Here is a 20,134-nt window from a genome sequence, read left to right as displayed (position 1 = left end):
CGCGGCCCCCTTGACCACGGTCCGGATCGCGCGGTTAATTAACACCGTGTCCAATAAAGTGACGCTCGCCCGCACCCGAGATGAGGCGGAGCTCGAGCGATTCCGCGACGTCCAGCGCCTGTGCTACCAGTGCGCCGACGAGGTCGCCGCCACCCTCGAACCGGGCGTGACCGAGCGGGAGGCGTGCCGCCGGATGCGCCGCTGGCTGCGCGGGCACGGCGTCGACGACTGGCTGCACACCCCGTTCGCCTGGTTCGGCGACCGGTCGGCCTTCCGCGGCTTCAAGGTCCCGACCCAGTTCCTCCCCAGCGCGACGCGCCTGGAGGAGGGCATGCCCTACATCCTCGACATGGCGCCGGTCCGCGGCGGCTACTCCGCCGACATCGGCTACGGCGGCGTCCTCGGCGAGAACCGGATCTGGGAGCGGCTCGACGCCGACCTCGCCGGCTACCGCGACCTCATCCTCCGCCTCGTCCGCGAGCGCCGGACCTTCGCCGACATCTACGCCGAGGTCGACGCCCTGATCGAGCGGCAGGGCTACCAGAACCGGCACGCCAAGTACCCCGGACGGGTCATCGGCCACCAGGTCGGGATCATCGGCGGCATCCTTCCCAAGCGCGTCGGTTTCCCGTTCGGTGTACGGTTCCTGCAGACGATCGGCCGCGAACTGGTGAAGGAGCGCCTCGAGGGGCGCTCACCGCTCTGGAACGGGGCCGCGCAGTCCCAGCACCCCCCGACGCCCGGGCTGTGGGCGGTGGAGCCGCACATCGGCTTCCGCGGCGTCGGCGTGAAGTTCGAGGAGATCCTCGTGGTCACCGAGGACGACGCCCACTGGCTCGACGACGACCTGCCCCACGTGCACCGGTGGGCGCGACGGGAGGCGCAATGACGCAGACCATCACCTCCGGCGCCGCCCCCGCGGCGCCGGTGAGGCGCCGCCGGGTCCGCGGCGACGGCGTCGACCTCGCCGTCTACGAGCAGGGCGACCCCTCCCGCCCGACCGTCCTGCTCATGCACGGCTACCCCGACACCCACGCGGTGTGGGACGAGGTCGCCGCGCTGCTCGCCGACCGGTACCACGTCGTCCGCTACGACGTGCGCGGAGCGGGCGCCTCGTCCCGCCCGTTCGGGCGCAAGCGCTACACCTTCGACTACCTGATGTCGGACATGCGGGCGGTGCTGGACGCCACCGCCCCCGAGCGCAAAGTGCACCTCGTCGGGCACGACTGGGGCTCGATCCAGTCGTGGGAGGCCGCCTGCACGATGCCGGAGCGGTTCGCCTCGTTCACCTCCATCTCCGGGCCCTGCCTGGACCACGTGGCGCACTGGACGCGACGCAACATCGCCCGCCCGACCCCGGCGAACCTGAAGCGCGCCGCCGGGCAGGGCGTCCGGTCCTGGTACATCTACTTCTTCCAGACGCCCGTCCTGCCGGAGCTGATGTGGCGCGCCGGGCTGTCCCGGCCGTTCAGCCGGGCCCTGGAGCTCGGCGAGGGCGTCGCGCTCCGCGACGGCCACCCGGCGCGGACGATGGCGCGGGACGGCGCGTCCGGCGTCGGCCTGTACCGGGCGAACATGGTGCAGCGGCTGCGCCGCCCGCGCGACCGCCGCACCGACGTGCCCACGCAGGTCATCGTCCCGACGAAGGACCTGTTCGTGTCGCCGCACCTGGTCGGCGGGCTGAGCGCGCGCGTGCCGAACCTGTCGCTGCGCCCGATCGCGGCCGGCCACTGGGTGCCGCGCAGCCACCCCGGCGTCATCGCGCGCTGGATCACCGAGCACATCACCGGCGTCCAGGGCGGCCCGCTCACCGCCGCCGAGTCCCGCGCGCTCACGCGCGCCCGCGTCCGCCGGGACCGCCGCCCCCTCGACGGCTCGCTGGTCGTCGTCACCGGCGCCGGCAGCGGCATCGGCCGCGCCACCGCGCTCGCGTTCGCCGAGCAGGGCGCGGAGGTCGTCGCCGCCGACCTCGACCTCGCCACCGCGCAGCGCACCGCGGAGCTCGCCGGCCTCGTCGGCCCGGCCGGGCACCCGTACCGGGTGGACGTGTCCGACGCCGCCGCGATGGAGGACTTCGCCAAGTCCGTCCTGCACGACCACGGCGTCCCGGACGTCGTGGTGAACAACGCCGGGATCGGCATGGCCGGGTCGTTCCTCGACCACACGGTGGACGACTGGGACGCGGTCCTCGGCGTGAACCTGTGGGGCGTCGTGCACGGCTCGCGGCTGTTCGCCGCGCAGATGGTGGAGCGCGGGCAGGGCGGCCACATCGTCAACACCTCCTCGGCCGCCGCGTTCACCCCGTCCCGGACGCTGCCCGCCTACGCCACCAGCAAGGCGGCCGTGCTGATGCTGTCGGAGTGCCTGCGCGCCGAACTGAAGGGCAAGGGCATCGGCGTCAGCGCGATCTGCCCCGGCATCGTCAACACCAACATCACCCGGACGTCCCGGTTCGTCGGGCGCGGCTCGCGGGAGCAGGCGCGCAGCCGGGAGCGGGCGGCGCGGGCGTACGCGCTGCGCGGCTTCGGTCCGGAGGGCGTCGCGAAGCAGATCGTCAAGGCGGTCCGCGACGACAGGGCGGTCGTGCCGGTCACCCCGGAGGCGCGGCTGGGCCACCTCGTGTCCCGGCTGTCGCCGGGCGCGATGCGGCTGCTGGCCCGCTTCGACGCGGGCTAGGGCTCCCGCGCGGGGGTAGGACGCCCGCACACGCCCTAGGGTGATCATCGGGAGGCGGTGCGGGATGGCGGACGCCGTGGTCGTCGGCGCGGGACCCAACGGGCTCGTGGCGGCCAACATGCTGGCCGACGCGGGCTGGGACGTGCTGGTCCTGGAGGCGCAGCCGGAGCCGGGCGGCGCGGTGCGCAGCGACCGGGGCGTCCACCCCGATTACGTCAGCGACCTGTGCAGCGCGTTCTACCCGCTCGGCGTCGCGTCGCCGGCGATACGGGCGCTCGGCCTGGAAGGGCACGGGCTGCGCTGGAAGCACGCCCCGGCGGTGCTGGCCCATCCGCTGCCGGACGGGCGCGCCGCCGTGCTCGAACGCGACCCGGACGCGACCGCCGCGAGCCTCGACGCGCTCGGCGCGGGCGACGGCGACGCCTGGCTGCGGCTGTGGGGCCTGTGGGAGGAGATGGGGGACGCGGTGCTGCGCGCCCTGTTCACCCCGTTCCCGCCCGTCCGGGCCGCGCTGCCGCTGGCCGCGTCGGCGCGCCGCGCGGGCGGGCTGCGCGTCCTGCGCTCGCTGCTGGCGCCCGTCCGGACACTCGGCGAGCAGGAGTTCGCCGGGCCGGGCGGGCCGCTGCTGCTCGCCGGGGCGGCGCTGCACACCGACATGTTCCCGGAGAGCACGGGCGGCTCGGTCTTCGGCTGGCTGCTCGCCATGATCGGCCAGAGGCACGGGTGGCCGGTGCCGGAGGGCGGCTCGGGCGAGCTGACCGCCGCGCTGGTGCGGCGGCTGGAGGCGCACGGCGGACGGATCCGCTGCGGCACGCCCGTGACCTCCGTGATCGTCCGGGACGGGCGCGCGCTCGGCGTCCGGACCGAGGGCGGCGAGGCCGTGCGGGCCGCCAGGGCGGTGCTCGCGGACGTCTCGGCGCCCGCGCTCTACGGCGGGCTGGTCGGCTGGTCCGACCTGCCCGGCTCGCTGCGCGCGGACATGCGGCGCTTCACCTGGGACCACGCCACCTTCAAGGTCGACTGGGCCCTCTCCGGGCCGATCCCGTGGGCCTCGCCGGACGCGGCGCGCGCCGGGACCGTCCACCTGTCCCCCGGCCTGGACGCCATGACCGACTACAGCGGCCACATCGCCACCGGGCGCGTCCCGGCCGAGCCGTTCGCGCTGCTCGGGCAGATGACGACCGCCGACCCGGCCCGCTCCCCCGCCGGAACCGAGTCGGTATGGGCGTACACGCACGTCCCGCACCGCGTGAAGGGCGACGCCGGCCCCGACGGGATCACCGGCGCCTGGGACGAGCGCGAGCGGGACGCCATGGCCCGCCGCGTCGAGGACGTGGTCGAGCGCTTCGCGCCCGGCTTCCGCGACCGCGTCACCGCCCGCAGGGTCACCGCCCCGCCCGCGTTCGCCGAGCACGACGCCAACCTGCCCGGCGGCGCGCTGAACGGCGGCACCGCGATGATCCACCAGCAGCTGGTGTTCCGCCCCGTCCCGGGGCTCGGCCGCGCCGAGACGCCCGTCGCCGGGCTCTACCTCGCGTCGGCGTCCGCGCACCCCGGCGGCGGCGTGCACGGCGCCTGCGGGGCGAACGCCGCCCGCGCCGCCCTCGCCCACGCCTCGCCCGCGGGCCGCCTCCTCACCCCCGCCCTCCGCTCCCTGACCGCCCTCCTCGCCCCCTGAACCGCGTCCCTCGCGGTGACGAAGCGCGGGCCGGGGGCGCGGTCAGACGTGCTCGGTCAGGTTCAGGCCCGTCTCGGGCTCGAAGAGGTGGATGGAGGCCGGGTCGTACTCCAGGTCGAGCATGCGGCCCTCCCGCGCCTCCGACCTCGGGTCCAGGCGCGCGACGATCTGCGCGTGCCGGTGCCCCGGGGAGTGGCCCTGGAACGCGTCCTCGAGGTGCTCGGAGTCGACCACCGTGCCCGGCTCCAGGTCGATGTAGGCGAACTTCTCCGCGCCGAGCGACTCCAGGATCTCGACCCGCCCGCCGAAGCGGAGCTCGCCGACGTCCTGCTCGCGGCGGCGGTCGAGGCTCGCGTCCGCGAACGCCTCCGGCCGCACGCCCATGACCACCCGGTCCGGCGAGTGGTGCGCATCCAGCGCCCGCCGCATCCGGTCCGACAGCGGGATCTCGCCGAGCACCGAGTGCAGCGCGCCGCCGGAGATGTCGGCGGGCAGGAAGTTCATCGACGGCGAGCCGATGAACCCGGCCACGAACAGGTTGTGCGGATGGTCGTACAGCTCCTCGGGCGTGCCGACCTGCTGGACGATCCCGCGCCGCATCAGCACGATCCTGTCGCCGAGCGTCATCGCCTCGGTCTGGTCGTGGGTGACGTACACGGTGGTGGTGCCGAGCTGGTTCTGCAGCCGCGAGATCATCGTGCGCATCTGCACCCGCAGCTTGGCGTCCAGGTTGGACAGCGGCTCGTCCATCAGGAACGCCTTGGGGTTGCGGACGATGGCGCGGCCCATCGCCACCCGCTGCCGCTGCCCGCCCGACAGGTGCGCGGGCCGCCGGTCCAGGAACGGCTCGATCGCCAGGATCCGCGCCGCCTCCTCGATCTTGGCGTTGGCCTCCGCCTTGTTCATCCGGGCGAGCTTCAGCGGGAAGCCGATGTTCTCCCGGACCGTCATGTGCGGGTACAGCGCGTAGGACTGGAACACCATCGCGATGTCGCGCTCGCGGGGCGCCCGGTCGTTGACCCGGCGGCCGTCGATCAGCAGCTCGCCCTCGCTGATGTCCTCCAGCCCCGCGATCATGTTCAGGGTGGTGGACTTCCCGCAGCCGGACGGGCCGACCAGGATGATGAACTCCCGGTCGGCGATCGACAGGTCCAGGTCCTGCACGGCGGTGGTGCCGTCGGGGTAGCGCTTGGTGACCCCGGAGAGGACGATCTCAGCCATCGCGCCGCCTCATCCCTTCACCGCGCCGGACGTCAGCCCGGCCACGATCCGGCGCTGGAACACCAGCACGAACACCACGATCGGCACGGTGATGACGATGGCCGCCGCGGCGATCGACCCGGTCGGGTCCTCGAACTGCGACGACCCCGTGAAGAACGAGATCGTCGCGGGCGCGGTCCGCGCCCGGCTGGAGGATGTCAGCGAGATGGAGAACAGGAAGTCGTTCCAGCACACGATGAACGCCAGGATCGCGGTCGTCACGACGCCGGGCGTGGCCAGCGGGACGATGACCCGCCGGAACGCCTGGAACGGCGTGGCGCCGTCCATCTTGGCGGCCTTCTCCAGGTCCCACGGGATCTCCTTGAAGAACGTCGACAGCGTGTAGATGGTCAGCGGCAGCGCGAAGGTGATGTACGGCAGGATCAGGCCCGGCCAGGTGTCGAACAGCCCGAGCGTCCGCTCGATCTCGAACAGCGGCGTGACCAGGGAGATCTGCGGGAACATCGCGATCAGCAGGGACAGCCCGAGCACCAGCGGCTTGCCGGGGAAGTCCAGCCGGGCCACCGCGTACGCGGCCATCGTGCCGATCACGATCGCGACCAGCGTCGACACCAGCCCGATGCCGATCGAGTTGCCGAGCCCGCGGACGAAGTCCGCGTTGTCGAAGATGCCGCTGTAGTTGCGCAGTGTCCATTTGGTCGGGAAGAACGTGCCGTTGGAGAAGGTCGACGGGTCCTTGAACGACAGCGACGCGATCCACACGACCGGGACCAGCGCGTACAGCAGGACCAGCAGGTTGACCAGGCTCCAGCGGGTGATCCCGCCCGCGGTGCGGTCCATCAGCGCCTCCCGGCGTCGGGCGCGCTCGTGCCGAGCACCTTGACGAACACGAACGCGATCAGGGCGACGGCCAGGAAGATCAGCACCGACATGGTGGAGCCGATGCCGAGGTTCAGCCCGCCGATCAGGTTGTGGTAGGCGATCAGCGACACCGAACTGGTGTTCTGCGCGCCGTTGGTGAGCACGAAGATGTCGTCGAAGATCCGGAAGGCGTCCAGCGTGCGGAACAGCAGGGCGGCCAGGATCGCCGGCTTCATCAGCGGCAGCGTGATCTGGACGAACCGCTGCCAGGCCGTCGCGCCGTCGGTCGACGCCGCCTTCAGCGCGTCCTCCGGGACCAGCGCCAGCCCAGCCATCAGCAGCAGCGCCATGAACGGGGTCGTCTTCCAGATCTCCGCGAGGATGATGACCCCGATGGCCGGGAAGTGGTCGGTGAGCGGCGCCGACCCCGCGGGCAGCAGCCGCGTGAGGAACCCGGTGCCGGGCGTCCACGCGTACTTCCAGCCGTAGGCGGCGGCGACGGTCACGATCCCGTACGGGATCAGAACGAGGGCCCGCACCAGCCCGCGCCCGACGATCGTCCGGTACATCACCAGCGCGATCACCATGCCGAGGACCAGCTCCACCGCGACGCTGACGACCGTGACGAGCACGGTGACGGCGAACGCGTTCCACCAGAACGAACTGCCCAGCACCGTCGTGTAGTTGTCCACCCCGATCCACGCCTTCCGGGCGGGGAAGCGCAGGTCGAAGCGCTGCAGCGACAGCAGCACCGAGTACACGATCGGCCAGCCGGTGACCGCGAGCATCACCACGGCGGCGGGCGCGCACAGCAGCCAGCCGAGCCGCCGCTCCGACCTGCGGTTCGCGCTCGGCACCGCCACCGCCCGGCCCGCCACCGGGATGGCCTCCGTGCTGCTCAACTCCTCGTTCATGGAAGCACCCCCTTGCTCTGCAACGCGTCCTCGATGAGGCCCCGCAGCGAGCGCAGCGTGCGGGGCGGGTCGATGGCCGACGGCGGCGAGAGCCGTACCGCCGTCACCGTCGACACGTTCTGGTAGGTGGGGGTCATGGGGCGGGCGGCGGCGTTCCGGAGCGAGTCGAGGATCGCCTGCCGCATCGGGTACGCCTTCGCCATCCCGGGCGCCCAGTACACCGACTCGACGGCCGGCGGCAGCCCGTCGCTGATCGCCGCGGCGCGCTGGCTCTCCGGGTCCCGCAGGCACAGCGCGGCCTGGAACGCGGCGTCCGGCTGCGCGCTGTAGCGGCTGACGGCGAAGTTCGCCCCGCCGAGCGGCGCGCGCCCCGGCCCGGTGATGCCGGGATAGGGCGCCCACTTGAACTTCTTCGCCAGCTTGGGCTGGAGGCTGGCCATCGACGCATACACGAACGGCCAGTTGATCTCGTAGGCGCCGCGGCCCGACTCCACCGCCAGCCGCGCGTCGTCCTCCTTGGTGTTGGAGATCGACGGGTCGGCCGCGGCCTTGGACCGGGCGAACGCCCGGATCGTCCGCAGGGCCGTCTCCGCGGACGGGCCGATCTCGACCCGGCGGCCGTCGGGGCTGAGGATCCGCCCGCCGGCGGACGCGACGAGGCTGTTGAACCAGACGACGAGCCCCTCGAACTGCGCGCCGGTGACCTCGCCGTAGTGCGGCTTGCCCGCGGCCGCGAGCCGCTCCGACTCCTTGATCAGCCCCGCCCAGGTGGACGGCGGGTGGGGGATCAGGTCCGAGCGGTACCACAGCAGCTGGACGTTGGTGTTGTACGGCGCCGCGTACAGCCGGCCCTCCCAGGTCGCGGTGGCGAGCGGTCCGGGCAGGGTGCCCTTGCGGGCCTCCGCGCCGTACCGACCCGTCCACTCGCGGATCCAGCCGGCCTCCGCCAGCTCCGCGGTCCAGGTCACGTCGAGGCCGAGGACGTCCAGCCCGGAGTCGCGCGCGGCCAGCCGCCGGACCAGCTGCTCGCGCTGGTCGTCGGCGCCGCGCGGCAGCGTGTTGACGACGATCCGGTACCGGCCGTGCGCCTCCCGGTTGCACCGGGCGGCGATCGCGCCGATGCTCTCCTGCGGCGCGTTGTACAGGTTCACGACACGGGTGCCCGAGGCGCCCGACGCGCAGCCGGCCGCCGTCCCGGCCGCCAGTACGGCCATCATCGCCGCGATCGCGCGGCGCCCGGCGGGCGCGCCCGCCGGAGACAGTGCACGCCCCATCGGCAGCGCCCTGGTCACAAGCTGTGTTCGACGTCGACGAGGCTGCTGGTCCGCGGGTCGAGCAGCCCGAGCCGGATCAGGTCGTCGCCGGCCGCGGCGTGGATCAGCCACTGGCCGAGGACCCGCGCCCGCGCCGACACCGACGGGACCGTCACCAGGTGGTAGCCGCGGGTCACGGCCTGCGCGACGATCCCGGTCAGCTCCACCCCGAACGGCCGCGCGACCGCTTGGACGCCGCCGAGGTCGACCACGAGGCCGAGGTCCTTGTGCCGGTACTGGCGGGGCTCGTGGCCGAGCAGCGACGCCGCGATGTTGTGCGCGGCGACGCGGGCCTGCCGGGTGGCGTGCTGCGCCGTCGGCGGGCACACCGCGTCGCCGCCGCGCGTCAGGTCGGGCACGGCGGCCGCGTCCCCGACCGCGTACACGTCGGGGAACTCGGCGAGCCGCAGGTCCGCGCCGACCCGGACCCGGCCGCGGTCGGCGGGCAGGTTCAGCGTGGAGATCACCGGGCTGGGGGTGACGCCGGCCGTCCAGATCGCGGTGCGGCACGGTAGCGTCGTCCCGTCGGTCAGGTGCGCGCAGTGCGGTTCCAGCCGTTCGAGGGTGGTGCCGAGCCGGATGTCGACGCCGCGGCGGCTGAGCAGCCGCATCGCCTCCCGGCCGAGCCGCTCGCCGAGCTCCGGCAGCAGCTTCGGGGCGATGTCGATCAGCGTCCAGGTCAGCAGCGCCGGATCCAGGCGCGGGAACCGGCGCAGCGCCTTGGTGGTGAGCAGCTGCAGGTTCGCGCAGGTCTCCACCCCCGAGTAGCCGCCGCCGACGACCAGGAACCCCAGCCGCGCGGCCCGCTCCGCCGGGTCCATGCTGGCGTTCGCCAGCTCCAGCTGGGCGATCACATGGTCGCGCAGGTAGACCGCCTCGGCGAGGTTCTTCAGGCCGTGCGCATGCTCCCGCAGGCCCGGGATGTCGAAGGTGCGGGTCACGCTGCCCGCCGCGAGGACGAGCCGGTCGTAGCGCACCGTCACCTTCGTCCCGTCGATCTTCTCGACGTCGATGGTCCGCTCGTGCAGGTCGGCGCCGCGCACCTTGCCCGGCAGCAGCTGGGTGCGGCGCAGCAGCCGGTGCAGCGGCCCGGCGATGGCGCGCGGGTCCAGCACGCCGCCCGCGACCTGCGGCAGCAGCGGCTGGTACAGCGTGTAGCCGAACGGCGCCACCATCACGATCTCGGCCTTGGCTGGCCGGAGCAGGCGCTCCAGCGCGCGGGCTGTGTTGTAGCCGGCGAAGCCGGCGCCCATGATCACAATTCGCGGTACGGGCACGGCGGGCTCCCTGGTCACCTAGGACGGCCTTCACTGAGTGATCAAGAGACCACATTACGTGACCCGTGATCGGCGTCCACGGACCGGGGTCGGGTGAACACGACCTGTCAGGACGCGCCGGGCATCCCCCGGCGCGTCGCCGGGCCGGTGCCCGTCCGCCACCGGTCCGGAAATGATGTACCGTGCCGGGGTTTTCCCGGACGCCGAACCATGCGACCTTGTCAGGAACAGCCCCCCGGCGGACGCCCGCCACGGGTCCGATACCGGCACCGGAGCGTGAGCCATGCGGATTCGCGAGATCCTGCGGAGGAAGGGAGACACGGTGGCGACGGTGACGCCGGACGCCACCGTGCGCCGGCTGCTCGCCGTCCTCGCCGAGCACAACATCGGGGCGGCGGTGGTCTCGCCGGACGGCGCGGCCATCGCCGGCATCGTCACCGAACGCGACGTCGTGCGGCGCATGCACGACCGCGGCGCGGCGCTGCTCGACCACCCCGTGTCCGAGATCATGACCACCGAGGTGCGCACCTGCGGTCCCGCCGACGACGTCGACGACCTGCGCCGCACCATGACCGAGAACCGGTTCCGGCACGTCCCCGTCGTCGACGGCGGGCGCCTCGCCGGCATCGTCAGCATCGGCGACGTCGTCAAGAGCGCCATCGACGAGCTGGAGAGCGAGCGCGAGCACCTCGTCGACTACATCCAGCGGGCGCCGTGACCGTCCCCCCGCCCTAGGCGCCCGTCAGACGTAGGCGGGCAGGGGGCGGGGCGCCGGGGCCGCCTGCACCTCGCGGTAGGCGTGCGCGAGCCGCTCCACCGCGTCGCGCAGGGTGTCGGGCGGCAGCACGTAGGGCAGGCGGACGTAGTCCTCCAGGACGCCGTCCACCCCGAACACCGGGCCCGCGACGACCCGCACGCCGAGCCGCTCGGCGGTCTCGGCGAGCACGGTGGCGACGGGCGCGCCCAGCCGCACCCACAGGGACATGCCGCCGTCGGGCAGGCGGAACTCCCAGCCGGGCAGCAACTCCCGCAGCGCCGCGGCGAGCGCGTCCCGGTTGCGCAGCAGCGTCGCCGCGCGCTCGGCCCGCACGTCCTCGATCCGCAGCAGCAGCTCGCGGACGATCAGCTGGTCGAGCACCGGGCTCGCCATGTCGAACGGCTCGCGGGCGAGCACCAGCCGCCGCGCGAGGGGCCCGGTGGTGCGGATCCAGCCGATGCGCAGCCCGCCCCACATCAGCTTGGACGCCGACCCGATGGTGGCGACGCGCCCGCCGGTGTCGTAGGCGGCGACCGGCGGCATGCGCGGCGCGTCCGGGTCGTGCGCGAGGTCGGCGAAGGTCTCGTCGGCGACGACGAACGCGTCCGCGCGGCGCGCCGCGTCGACCAGCGCGGCCCGGTCGTCGGCGGACATCAGCCGGCCGGTCGGGTTGTGGAAGTCGGCGATCGTGTAGGCCATCCGGACGGCGGCCTGCCGCATGCTGCCCGCGACCAGCTCCATGTCCCAGCCCTCGTTCACCCCGACCGGGACGAGCCGGGCGCCGCGCCGCCGCAGCGCGCCCAGCGCGTGCGGGTAGGTCGGGCGCTCCACCATCACCGGGTCGCCGGGCTCCACGAGCGTCTGCGTCAGCAGCGTGAACGCGTGCTGCGCGCCGGTCGTGACGACGATCTGGTCCGGGCGGGTCGGCACCCCGCGCGCCTCGTAGCCCGCGGCGATCACCTCGCGCAGCCCGGCCAGCCCGGCGGGCTCGTAACCGGGGCCGCCGCTGTAGCGGGGCAGCTCCTCCACGGCGGCGGCGACCGCCTCGTTGAAGATCTCCGGGGCGCCGGGCGTCGCGCAGCCGAGGTCGACGAACGCCGGGTCGTCGGGCACCGGGTGCGCCATCCCGTACCGCCCGCCGGGGGCCGGCTCGGCGGACGACATGCGGACCGGCGGCAGCGCCGTCCAGCTCCCGGCGCCCTGCCGGCTCTCGATGTAGCCCTCCTCGCGCAGCCGGTCGTAGGCGGCGGTCACGGTGGTGCGGCTGACGCCGAGCGCGGCGGCGAGGTCCCGCTCGGCGGGCAGCCGGGTCCGCAGCGCGAGCCGGCCGTCGAGGACGAGGGTCCGGACGGCGCGGGCGAGCGCGGCGTAGACGGGACGCTCGCGCGGGACGTCGCCCAGCAGCCGGGCCAGTTGGGTGCCGCTGACGTAACGCATGCTCACACAGACCACTTTCGCATATTGGCCCTGCTATTACCAGGCCACCCTCCGGCAGAATAGGGCAGGAATCGGACCTGACACCCATCTGGAGTAAGAAATGGCCTTGAGGACCCGGCGCCTCGTGCAGCTCTACGCGGGATTGGCCTTGTACGGCTTCGGGATCGCGCTGCAGGTGTCCTCCCGGCTCGGGAACGACCCGTGGGACGTCTTCCACCAGGGCCTGTCCCGCCGGTTCGGGCTGTCGATCGGCACGTGGATCATCATCGCGGGGGCGGTGGTGATGCTCGCGTGGATCCCGCTGCGGCAGCGGCCCGGCCTCGGCACGATCAGCAACGTCCTGCTCATCGGCGCGTTCGCCGACCTGTTCCTCTGGCTGCTGCCGAGCCCGGACGCGCTCGCCGCCCGCTGGGCGTTCCTGCTCCTCGGCGTGGTGGCCGGCGGGTTCGCGACCGGCTGCTACATCGGCGCGGGCCTCGGACCGGGCCCGCGCGACGGCCTGATGACCGGCCTGGCCGCGCGGGGGCACTCGATCCGGGTCGTGCGCACCGGGATCGAGCTGAGCGTCCTCGCCGTCGGCTGGCTGCTCGGCGGCACCGTCGGCGTCGGCACCGTCCTGTACGCCGTGGCGATCGGGCCGCTCTCGCACGTCTTCCTGCCGGCCTTGCAGATCAAGACCCCGGAGACCCCGGTACCCACCGAGGACCCGCAACCGATCGCCGCCTGACCGGCCCCCACCAGGGGTGTGGGGCTGGCCCCCTCACCCCGCAGCGGGGGGTGTGGGGGGGCGCCCCACATAGACACGCACGGCCTGCTCCGCGAGAGCGCTCAGCAGCGGCGCGGCCTCGGCCTTGAGGGCGTCCAGCGTGCGGGGCCCGTCGGCGATGCTGAAGGCGGCGGTGAGGCCGAGGGCGTGCAGCTCGTCCAGCGGGCCGGTGACGCCGCCGGCGAGCGCCACGACGGGGATCGCGCGGCCCCTGGCCAGGGCGGCGACGGCGGAGACCACCTTCCCGCCGGCGCTCTGGCCGTCCACCCGCCCCTCGCCCGTGATCACGAGGTCGGCGCCGTCCAGCGCGCCGTCCAGGCCGACGGCCTCGGCGACGAGCCGCGCGCCGGGGGACGGCTCGGCGCCGAGCACGCCGACCAGGCCGCCGCAGGTGCCGCCTGCCGCGCCGGCGCCGGGCAGGTCGTGGACGCGGACGCCGAACCGCCCGGCGACCACGTCGGCGAACCGGGCGAGCGCCGCGTCCAGCTCGCGGACCTGCGCGGGGCCGGCGCCCTTCTGCGGCCCGAACACCGCGGCGGCGCCCTCCGGGCCGACGAGCGGGTTGGTGACGTCGCAGGCGACCCGGAACCGGACGTCGCGCACCGCGTCCGGGACGCCGGAGTCGTCGATCGCGTCGAGGCGCGCCAGCGCGGCGCCGCCGGGCGGCAGCTCCGCGCCGGCCGCGTCCAGGAAGCGGACGCCGAGCGCGCGCAGCAGCCCGGTGCCGCCGTCGGTGCTGGCGCTGCCGCCGATGCAGACCAGCACGTCCCGCGCGCCGCGCCGGACGGCGTCGGCGATCAGCTCGCCGGTGCCGGCCGTGCCGGCGCCCATCGGGTCGGCCGGGACATCCTCCACCAGCGGGAGCCCGGACGCGGCGGCCAGCTCGACGACGGCCGACCGGCCGTCGCCCGACAGCGCGTAGGCCGCCTTCACCGGCCGGCCCACCGGGTCGGTCGCGGCGACCTCGACCAGGTCGCCGCCGCGTGCGGCCACGAAGCAGTCGAGGGTGCCCTCGCCGCCGTCGGCCATCGGCACGCGGACCACCTCGGCGCCCGGCACGGCGCGCAGCGCCCCGGCCTCCACCGCCGCGCAGACCTCCGCCGCGGACAGGCTCCCCTTGAACGAGTCGGGAGCGATGACGATCTTCACGTTCAGTACTCCGCGGTCGTCGTGGCCAGCACGGACGTGAAGTCGCGCGGCAGGACGAGCGAGTCGCCCTCGTAACGGGTCTCCAGGTAGGTCAGCTCGCCGGCGCGCCACCAGTACAGGTGCGGGCTGAGCGAGCCCGGCCCCTCCTCGTAGGCGCGGTGCGCCTGCGCCTGCAACTCGTTCGCGGCCGCCACGGCGGCGCGGTAGCGGGCCCGCGGGTGGACCTCCGACATCCGCAGCGCGTGCGCGACAATCAGGCTCCGGTTCGGCGCGATGACCAGCGCGCCGTGCGGGCCGATCGGCAGGTACTCCTCCAGCCACGCCAGGTGGGTGACGGCGTAGAACGTCCAGCCGTGCAGCACCGACACCCGGACGCCGCCGAGGTCCTGCTCGTCGAGCTGGAGCGGTCCGTCGGCGCGCACGTTGGCGCGGCCGAGCATGAACAGCGCGTCGCCGGAGACCGGCCAGCCGTTCATCTCGTCGGTGGTGACCGTCCGGACGGTGGTGGGGGTGTCGACCACGACCGCCTCGATCAGCCCGGGCGCGAACGGCCGGGCCGCGAGCACCCCGTTGTCGGCCTCGGCCGGGTAGATCCGGGTGCGCAGCAGGTGCTGGGCGAGGTCGAAGTCGCTGAGGTCGAGGGGCTCCTCGATCGCGGTGACGATCGTGGTGACGTGGTCGGACACCAGCGCCGGCCAGTCGTCGCGCGGCACCATCCGGGCGAGCTGCCGCAGGTCGCGCATGCTGACGTGCAGCCGGTTGGCGCCCTCCAGCAGCATCACCTCGCCGGGCGCCCGATGGCAGGCGTAACCGAGGCTCTCGGCCACCAGTACCAGCAGCGAGTCCAGTGTTCCGTCGTCCCACGGGTCGGGACGGGCGTGCCGGCCGCTCATCGCACACCTCCCGGCGCTTCCAGGGTCAGTACGCCGCCGTCCGGCCCGGGGTTCAGATCGCCGGACGCGTCGAGCACCGCGGGCGCGCCGAGCTCGAGCGTGAACTGCCGGGCGCCGTGCCCGGCGGGCAGGCCGGCGAGGACGGGGACGCCGAGCGGCCCGAGCCGCGCGGCGAACACGGCGTCCAGCTCGGCGGGGTCGCCGGAGCGTTCCCACGAGCCGAGCGCGACGCCCGCCGCGCCGTCGAACCAGCCGGCCTGGAGCAGCTGGACGAGCATCCGGTCGATCCGGTACGGCGCCTCCGTGACGTCCTCCAGGAAAACGATGCGGCCCTTCGCGGGCGGCGGGGCGTACGGGGTGCCGAGCAGTGCGGTGATCAGGGTGAGGGTGCCGCCGGTGAGCGGGCCCTCGGCGAGTCCGGGGCGCAGGGCGTGCGTGCCGGGCAGCGCGACGGGGCCGCCGAACAGCGCGGCGCGCAGGCCGTCCAGGGTGGCGGCCAGGTCGCCGTGCGGGTCCGGGCCGCCGAAATCGGCGATCAGGCCGGCGGGCATCGGGCCGAACGACGTGGTGACGCCGAGGCGCGCGCCGAACGCCGCGTGCAGCGCGGTGATGTCGCTGGAGCCGTGCAGGATCTTCGGGGCGGCGGCCGCCTCCGCGGCGGCCGCGAGGGCGTCCCAGTCGAGGTGGTCGAGGACGCGGGTGGCGCCGTAGCCGCCGCGCGCGCAGATCACCGCGCGGACGCGCGGGTCGCACCAGGCGGCCTGGAGGTCGGCGGCGCGGTCGGCGTCGGCGCCGGCGAGCCGGTGCCAGTCGTCCCGGACGGGCCCCGGGGCGCCGAGGTTGACACGGTCGAGGGCGTGCTTGCCGACCACGACGTCAAGGCCGAGGTCGCGCAGCACCGCGCAGCCCGCCTCGAGCCGCGCCGGCTCGGCGGGACCGCTGGGCGCGACGACCGCGACCCGGTCCCCCGGGCGCAGACGTCCGTACCTGCGGGTCCTCCCCCGTGCCGGCCGTTCGCCGGGCAAGCCTGCGGCGGGCGCGTCGGACGGCCCCTCGACCCCCTCCGCGCGGGCGCCCCCGCTCATCAACCCGATCCCTCCTCGCACCGCAACGGATAGAGCTTGTCAGGATCCGGCCGCCAGCGGAAGGGGCGCCCGGTCACGACCCGCCAACGGATCAACGCCCGCCGCCGAGGGCGATGCGGGCCAGCCGCGGCAGCGCCTCGCCGATCGGCGTGCGCAGCACCGCGTCCGCCAGCCCATCGTAGGGGGTCGGCTCGGCGTTCATGATCACCAGCCGGGCGCCGTGGTCGGCGGCCTCCAGGCACAGCCCGGCGGCGGGCTGCACGGTGAGCGAGGTGCCGACGGCGAGGAACAGGTCGCAGGAGCGCGCCGCGGTGATCGCCGCGTCGAGGACGTCCTGCTCCAGCGCCTGCCCGAAGGAGATCGTCGCGGACTTCTGGATGCCGCCGCAGGCGGTGCAGGGCGGGTCGTCCTCCCCCGCGTCGACCCGGGCGAGGACCTCCGGCATCGGGGTGCGCAGGCCGCAGGACAGGCACACCGCGTCGCGCATGGTGCCGTGGATCTCGATCACGGTCTCCGGGCCGGACCCGGCCCGCTGGTGCAGCCCGTCGATGTTCTGGGTGATCAGCGCGCGCAGGCGGCCGGCCCGCTCCAGCTCGACGAGGGCGGCGTGCGCGGCGTTCGGCTCGGCGTGCCAGGCCGGATGGTCGCGGCGGGCGCGCCAGGAGCGCCGGCGCACCTCGGGGTCGGCGATGTAGGCGCCGATCGTGGACATGGCCTCGGCGGAGGGGTCCTTGGTCCAGACGCCCTGGGGGCCGCGGAAGTCGGGGATGCCGCTGTCGGTGGAGATCCCGGCGCCGGTGAGGACGGTGATCGACGCCGCCTGCGGCAGCAGCCCGGCGAGCGTGAGGGGTGCGTCCATTCCTCAAGGTTAGGGGCCGAACGATCCCGCGCGTCCCGGTTTCGGGTGCCCGCTACGGTGCGTCACGGCCCGCCCGGCTCTCAAAAGGTGACAAACTTGTCCGGGTATGAGGTCGACGCCGCACATCCTGGTGATCAACGGCACCAAGGTCCACCGCCCGGTCTTCATCCTGGGCGCGCCGCACTCGGGTGCCGATCTCCTCGCGCGCGCCGTCAAGCGGTCCGCCGGGTTCCACCTCACCACCGGGCGTCCCGGCGTGCTCCGCGTGATCTACGCCTTCGCCCGCCGGCCCGCCATCGCCACCGAGCGCGGCACGGGGGCGGCCCGGGTGATCCGCGACGCCTACGCCGAGGCCTGGCAGATCTCCGCGCGGGCCTGCGCGGAGTGCCCGGACGACTGCCGGGAGCTGGCCGGGCTGCCGCCGCGCCCGGCGGTGCTGCGCGGCCGGCCGGTGCACGACGGCGACGTGGAGGAGCCGTGCGTGCAGCCGCGCGGCATCGCCCGGTACGCCGACGCCTCCCCCGACCTGATCTACAGCGCCGACGTGCTGCTGGACGCGTTCCCCGACGCCCAGCTCGTCCAGGTGATCCGGGACGGCCGGGACGCGGTCGCCGACATGCTCGCCGACGACCGGTGCCTGGCGTGGTTCAAGCCGGGGCTGGCCAACCTCGACACGGTCTTCCCGAACCCGTTCCTCGGGGTCGAGGACCACACCGACCGCAACCGCTGGCCGCGCGCGGCGACGGCGGTGAAGTGCGCGCTGCGCTGGCGCGGTTCGGTGCGCCTCAGCGCGAAGCTGCGGCTGCAGGTGCCCGAGGAGCAGCTGTTCACCGTCCGCTACGAGGACCTGGTCGCCCGGCCGCGCCGGGTCGCCGCCGAGATGTCGCGGTATCTGGACGCGGACCTGTCGAAGACGACCCTCTCCGGCCTCGTCCGGGCCGGGGGGCGCGGCGGGCCGGACGAGGCCGGCACCGAGCACGCCGTCGGCGCCTGGCGGGACCGCCTGACGCCCCGACAGCTCGCGCAGGTCGAGAAGGTCGCGGGCACCGAGCTGCAGCGCCTCGGCTACCGGCTCAGCACGGACGCCTGAGCCCGGCGTCCCGCTACCCCGCGTCCCGCTACTCGGCGCCCAGCGGCTCGGCGCCCAGCGGCTCGGTCGCCCGCTCCTCGTCCTTCTGGTGGGAGAACTGGGTCCGGTACAGCTCGGCGTACAGCCCGCCCTCCAGCAGCAGCTCCTCGTGGCGGCCGCGCTCGGCGACACGGCCCTCCTCGATCACCAGGATCTGGTCGGCCTCCCGGATCGTGGACAGCCGGTGCGCGATCACCAGCGAGGTCCGTCCGGCCAGGGCCGTCCGCAGCGCCTCCTGGACGGCGGCCTCCGACTCGGAGTCCAGGTGCGCGGTCGCCTCGTCCAGCACCACCACCGAGGGCGCCTTCAGCAGCAGCCGCGCGATGGCCAGCCGCTGCTTCTCGCCGCCCGACAGCCGGTAGCCGCGGTCCCCGACGACGGTGTCGAGGCCCTCCGGCATGCCCGCGACGAGCCCGCCGATCTGCGCGGCGTCCAGCGCGGCGAGGATCTCCTCGTCGGTGGCGTCCGGACGGGCGTAGCGCATGTTCTCGCGGATCGTGTCGTGGAACAGGTGCGCGTCCTGGCTGACCACGCCGACCTCGGCGCGCAGCGAGTCGAGGGTGATGTCGCGGACGTCCACGCCGCCGATCCGCACCGCGCCGTCCGACACGTCGTACAGCCGCGACACCAGGTGCGTGATGGTCGACTTGCCGGCGCCGGACGGGCCGACCAGCGCGACGAGCTGCCCGGGCTCGGCGGTGAAGTCGACGTCGTGCAGCACCTCCTTGCCGGGGGCGTGGTCGGCGCGGGCGATCGACTCCAGCGACGCCAGCGACACCTCGTCGGCGGACGGGTAGCCGAACCTGACGTGCTCGAACCGGATCGCCGGGGCGCCTCGCCGGGCGGCGCCGTTGCCGTTGGACCTGGCCGGCTCCGCCGCCCCGGCCTCGCGCGCCTCCGCCAGCGTCCGGGCGCCCTCGCGGTCGCGGATCAGCGGCTTGAGGTCGAGCACCTCGAAGACCCGGTCGAAGCTGACGAGCGCCGTCATGACGTCCACGTGGACGTTGGACAGCGCGGTGAGCGGGCCGTACATCCGGGTGAGCAAGGTGGCGAGGGCGACGAGCGTGCCGAGCTGGAAGCTGCCGTCGACGACCAGGTAGCCGCCGACGCCGTAGACCATCGCGGTGGCGAGCGCGGCGACGAGGGTCAGGCCGGTGAAGAACACCCGCCCGTACATGGCGGAGACGACCCCGATGTCGCGGACCCGCGCGGCGCGCCCGGAGAAGTTCTCCTCCTCCTCGGCGGGACGGCCGTAGAGCTTGGCGAGCATGGCGCCGGCGACGTTGAACCGCTCGGTCATGAGCGAGCTCATCTCGGCGTCCAGCACCATCTGCTCGCGGCTGATCCGCGACAGCCGCTTGCCGACCCACTTGGCCGGCAGGATGAACACCGGGAGCAGCAGCAGGGCGATCACCGTCACCTGCCAGGACAGGATCATCATCGTGACCAGCACCAGGATCAGGCTGATCACGTTGGAGACCACCGACGACAGCGTGGTGGTGAGCGCCCGCTGCGCCCCAATGACGTCGTTGTTGAGCCGGCTGACGAGGGACCCGGTCTGCGCCCGCATGAAGAACGCGACGGGCTGGCGCTGGACGTGCCCGAACACCTCGCTGCGCAGGTCGTAGATCAGGCCCTCGCCGATGCGCGCGGAGTACCAGCGCTGCGCGAGCCCGAGCACCGCGTCCATCAGGGCGAGCCCGGCCACCGCGACGGCGAGCCAGATCACCAGGTCCTGCCGGTGGTGCAGGATGCCGCGGTCGATGATCGACTTCAGCAGCAGCGGGTTGGCGACGACGACCAGCGCGGCGAGCGCGTTCAGGCCGAGGAACAGGACCAGGTCGCGGCTGTAGGGGCGGGCGTAGCCCGCGATCCGCTTGATCGTGCCGGGCTTGAGCCGCTGCTGCGTGACCGACTCGTCCCGCCGGAACGAGGCCATCACCTGCCAGCCGTTGCCCGGCATTCCCGGCATGCCCACTACTGCCTCCGAGGGGTCGCCGCGCGCCCGGCGGGAGCGAGGGCGCGCTGGAACGTAATCAAGTAAGCATCTCAGTATCCGACGGGACAACGCGCGCCCGGCCGCCGCGCTTCCCCGCTCCGCTCACGGCGTAACGGCTCT

General features: G+C 74.1%; 17 protein-coding genes. 6 read left to right on the top strand and 11 right to left on the bottom strand.

What is annotated here, in order from left to right; translation table 11 throughout:
- Window positions 1-58: 58 nt before the first annotated feature.
- From amrb99_RS14220 to amrb99_RS14210, 3 genes are all read left to right on the top strand, one after another.
- Window positions 59-889, top strand: coding sequence for a M24 family metallopeptidase (locus tag amrb99_RS14220; protein ID WP_190856452.1), 831 nt, complete (start codon window positions 59-61; stop codon window positions 887-889).
- Window positions 886-2,676: an SDR family oxidoreductase gene (locus tag amrb99_RS14215; RefSeq protein WP_190856409.1), complete on the top strand. Its 1,791-nt coding sequence runs from the start codon at window positions 886-888 to the stop codon at window positions 2,674-2,676. The genes amrb99_RS14220 and amrb99_RS14215 overlap by 4 nt, the downstream gene beginning before the upstream one ends.
- Window positions 2,677-2,740: 64 nt before the next feature.
- Complete coding sequence (locus tag amrb99_RS14210) at window positions 2,741-4,354, top strand: NAD(P)/FAD-dependent oxidoreductase (protein WP_190856408.1); 1,614 nt, start codon at window positions 2,741-2,743, stop codon at window positions 4,352-4,354.
- 42 nt (window positions 4,355-4,396) lie between these two features.
- On the opposite strand, the gene ugpC is transcribed toward amrb99_RS14210, so the two are convergent.
- The 5 genes from ugpC to amrb99_RS14185 are packed head-to-tail and all read right to left on the bottom strand — an operon-like array spanning window position 4,397 to window position 9,940.
- Complete coding sequence (ugpC, locus tag amrb99_RS14205) at window positions 4,397-5,575, bottom strand: sn-glycerol-3-phosphate ABC transporter ATP-binding protein UgpC (protein WP_190856407.1); 1,179 nt, start codon at window positions 5,573-5,575, stop codon at window positions 4,397-4,399.
- A gap of 9 nt (window positions 5,576-5,584) precedes the next feature.
- Complete coding sequence (locus amrb99_RS14200; RefSeq protein WP_190856406.1) at window positions 5,585-6,415, bottom strand: carbohydrate ABC transporter permease; 831 nt, start codon at window positions 6,413-6,415, stop codon at window positions 5,585-5,587.
- Window positions 6,415-7,350, bottom strand: a complete 936-nt coding sequence (locus tag amrb99_RS14195) for a sugar ABC transporter permease (protein ID WP_190856405.1) — start codon at window positions 7,348-7,350, stop codon at window positions 6,415-6,417. Before amrb99_RS14195 ends, amrb99_RS14200 begins: the two co-directional genes overlap by 1 nt.
- Window positions 7,347-8,624 (bottom strand): ABC transporter substrate-binding protein, encoded by a 1,278-nt coding sequence (locus tag amrb99_RS14190; protein WP_190856404.1) that lies wholly within the window; start codon window positions 8,622-8,624, stop codon window positions 7,347-7,349. Before amrb99_RS14190 ends, amrb99_RS14195 begins: the two co-directional genes overlap by 4 nt.
- Before the next feature lie 14 nt (window positions 8,625-8,638).
- The gene (locus tag amrb99_RS14185) at window positions 8,639-9,940 is read right to left on the bottom strand and encodes an FAD-dependent oxidoreductase (RefSeq protein WP_190856403.1); all 1,302 of its coding nucleotides are present in this window, start codon (window positions 9,938-9,940) and stop codon (window positions 8,639-8,641) included.
- Window positions 9,941-10,223: 283 nt separating this feature from the next.
- Between amrb99_RS14185 and amrb99_RS14180 the strand changes: the two genes are divergently transcribed.
- Window positions 10,224-10,658 (top strand): CBS domain-containing protein, encoded by a 435-nt coding sequence (locus tag amrb99_RS14180; RefSeq protein ID WP_190856402.1) that lies wholly within the window; start codon window positions 10,224-10,226, stop codon window positions 10,656-10,658.
- A gap of 24 nt (window positions 10,659-10,682) precedes the next feature.
- Here amrb99_RS14180 and amrb99_RS14175 read toward each other — a convergent pair whose 3' ends face one another.
- Entirely contained in the window at window positions 10,683-12,134 is a 1,452-nt protein-coding gene (locus tag amrb99_RS14175) for a PLP-dependent aminotransferase family protein (RefSeq protein ID WP_190856451.1), read from the bottom strand.
- A gap of 100 nt (window positions 12,135-12,234) precedes the next feature.
- On the opposite strand from amrb99_RS14175, the gene amrb99_RS14170 reads away from it, so the two are divergent.
- The gene (locus amrb99_RS14170) at window positions 12,235-12,861 is read left to right on the top strand and encodes a hypothetical protein (protein WP_190856401.1); all 627 of its coding nucleotides are present in this window, start codon (window positions 12,235-12,237) and stop codon (window positions 12,859-12,861) included.
- A gap of 33 nt (window positions 12,862-12,894) precedes the next feature.
- On the opposite strand, the gene amrb99_RS14165 is transcribed toward amrb99_RS14170, so the two are convergent.
- The 4 genes from amrb99_RS14165 to amrb99_RS14150 all read right to left on the bottom strand — a co-directional run bounded on the left by amrb99_RS14165 (window position 12,895) and on the right by amrb99_RS14150 (window position 16,886).
- Window positions 12,895-14,049 (bottom strand): glycerate kinase, encoded by a 1,155-nt coding sequence (locus amrb99_RS14165; protein WP_347256670.1) that lies wholly within the window; start codon window positions 14,047-14,049, stop codon window positions 12,895-12,897.
- 2 nt (window positions 14,050-14,051) lie between these two features.
- Complete coding sequence (locus amrb99_RS14160; RefSeq protein ID WP_190856400.1) at window positions 14,052-14,942, bottom strand: hypothetical protein; 891 nt, start codon at window positions 14,940-14,942, stop codon at window positions 14,052-14,054.
- On the bottom strand, window positions 14,939-16,027 hold the full coding sequence (locus amrb99_RS14155) for an LD-carboxypeptidase (RefSeq protein ID WP_190856399.1): 1,089 nt from the start codon (window positions 16,025-16,027) through the stop codon (window positions 14,939-14,941). Before amrb99_RS14155 ends, amrb99_RS14160 begins: the two co-directional genes overlap by 4 nt.
- Window positions 16,028-16,118: 91 nt before the next feature.
- Window positions 16,119-16,886: a Sir2 family NAD-dependent protein deacetylase gene (locus amrb99_RS14150; RefSeq protein WP_190856398.1), complete on the bottom strand. Its 768-nt coding sequence runs from the start codon at window positions 16,884-16,886 to the stop codon at window positions 16,119-16,121.
- Between the two features lie 106 nt (window positions 16,887-16,992).
- Between amrb99_RS14150 and amrb99_RS14145 the strand changes: the two genes are divergently transcribed.
- On the top strand, window positions 16,993-17,976 hold the full coding sequence (locus tag amrb99_RS14145) for a sulfotransferase (protein ID WP_190856397.1): 984 nt from the start codon (window positions 16,993-16,995) through the stop codon (window positions 17,974-17,976).
- A 28-nt stretch (window positions 17,977-18,004) separates the two neighbouring features.
- Here the strand turns inward: amrb99_RS14145 and amrb99_RS14140 are convergent, their stop codons facing one another.
- Window positions 18,005-19,978 (bottom strand): ABC transporter ATP-binding protein, encoded by a 1,974-nt coding sequence (locus tag amrb99_RS14140; protein ID WP_190856449.1) that lies wholly within the window; start codon window positions 19,976-19,978, stop codon window positions 18,005-18,007.
- Between the last annotated feature and the right edge of the window lie 156 nt (window positions 19,979-20,134).

This window comes from Actinomadura sp. RB99, assembly GCF_014706005.1.
In the GTDB taxonomy this organism is placed as follows: Bacteria; Actinomycetota; Actinomycetes; order Streptosporangiales; family Streptosporangiaceae; genus Spirillospora.
This window is presented reverse-complemented; position numbering and strand designations above follow the sequence as displayed.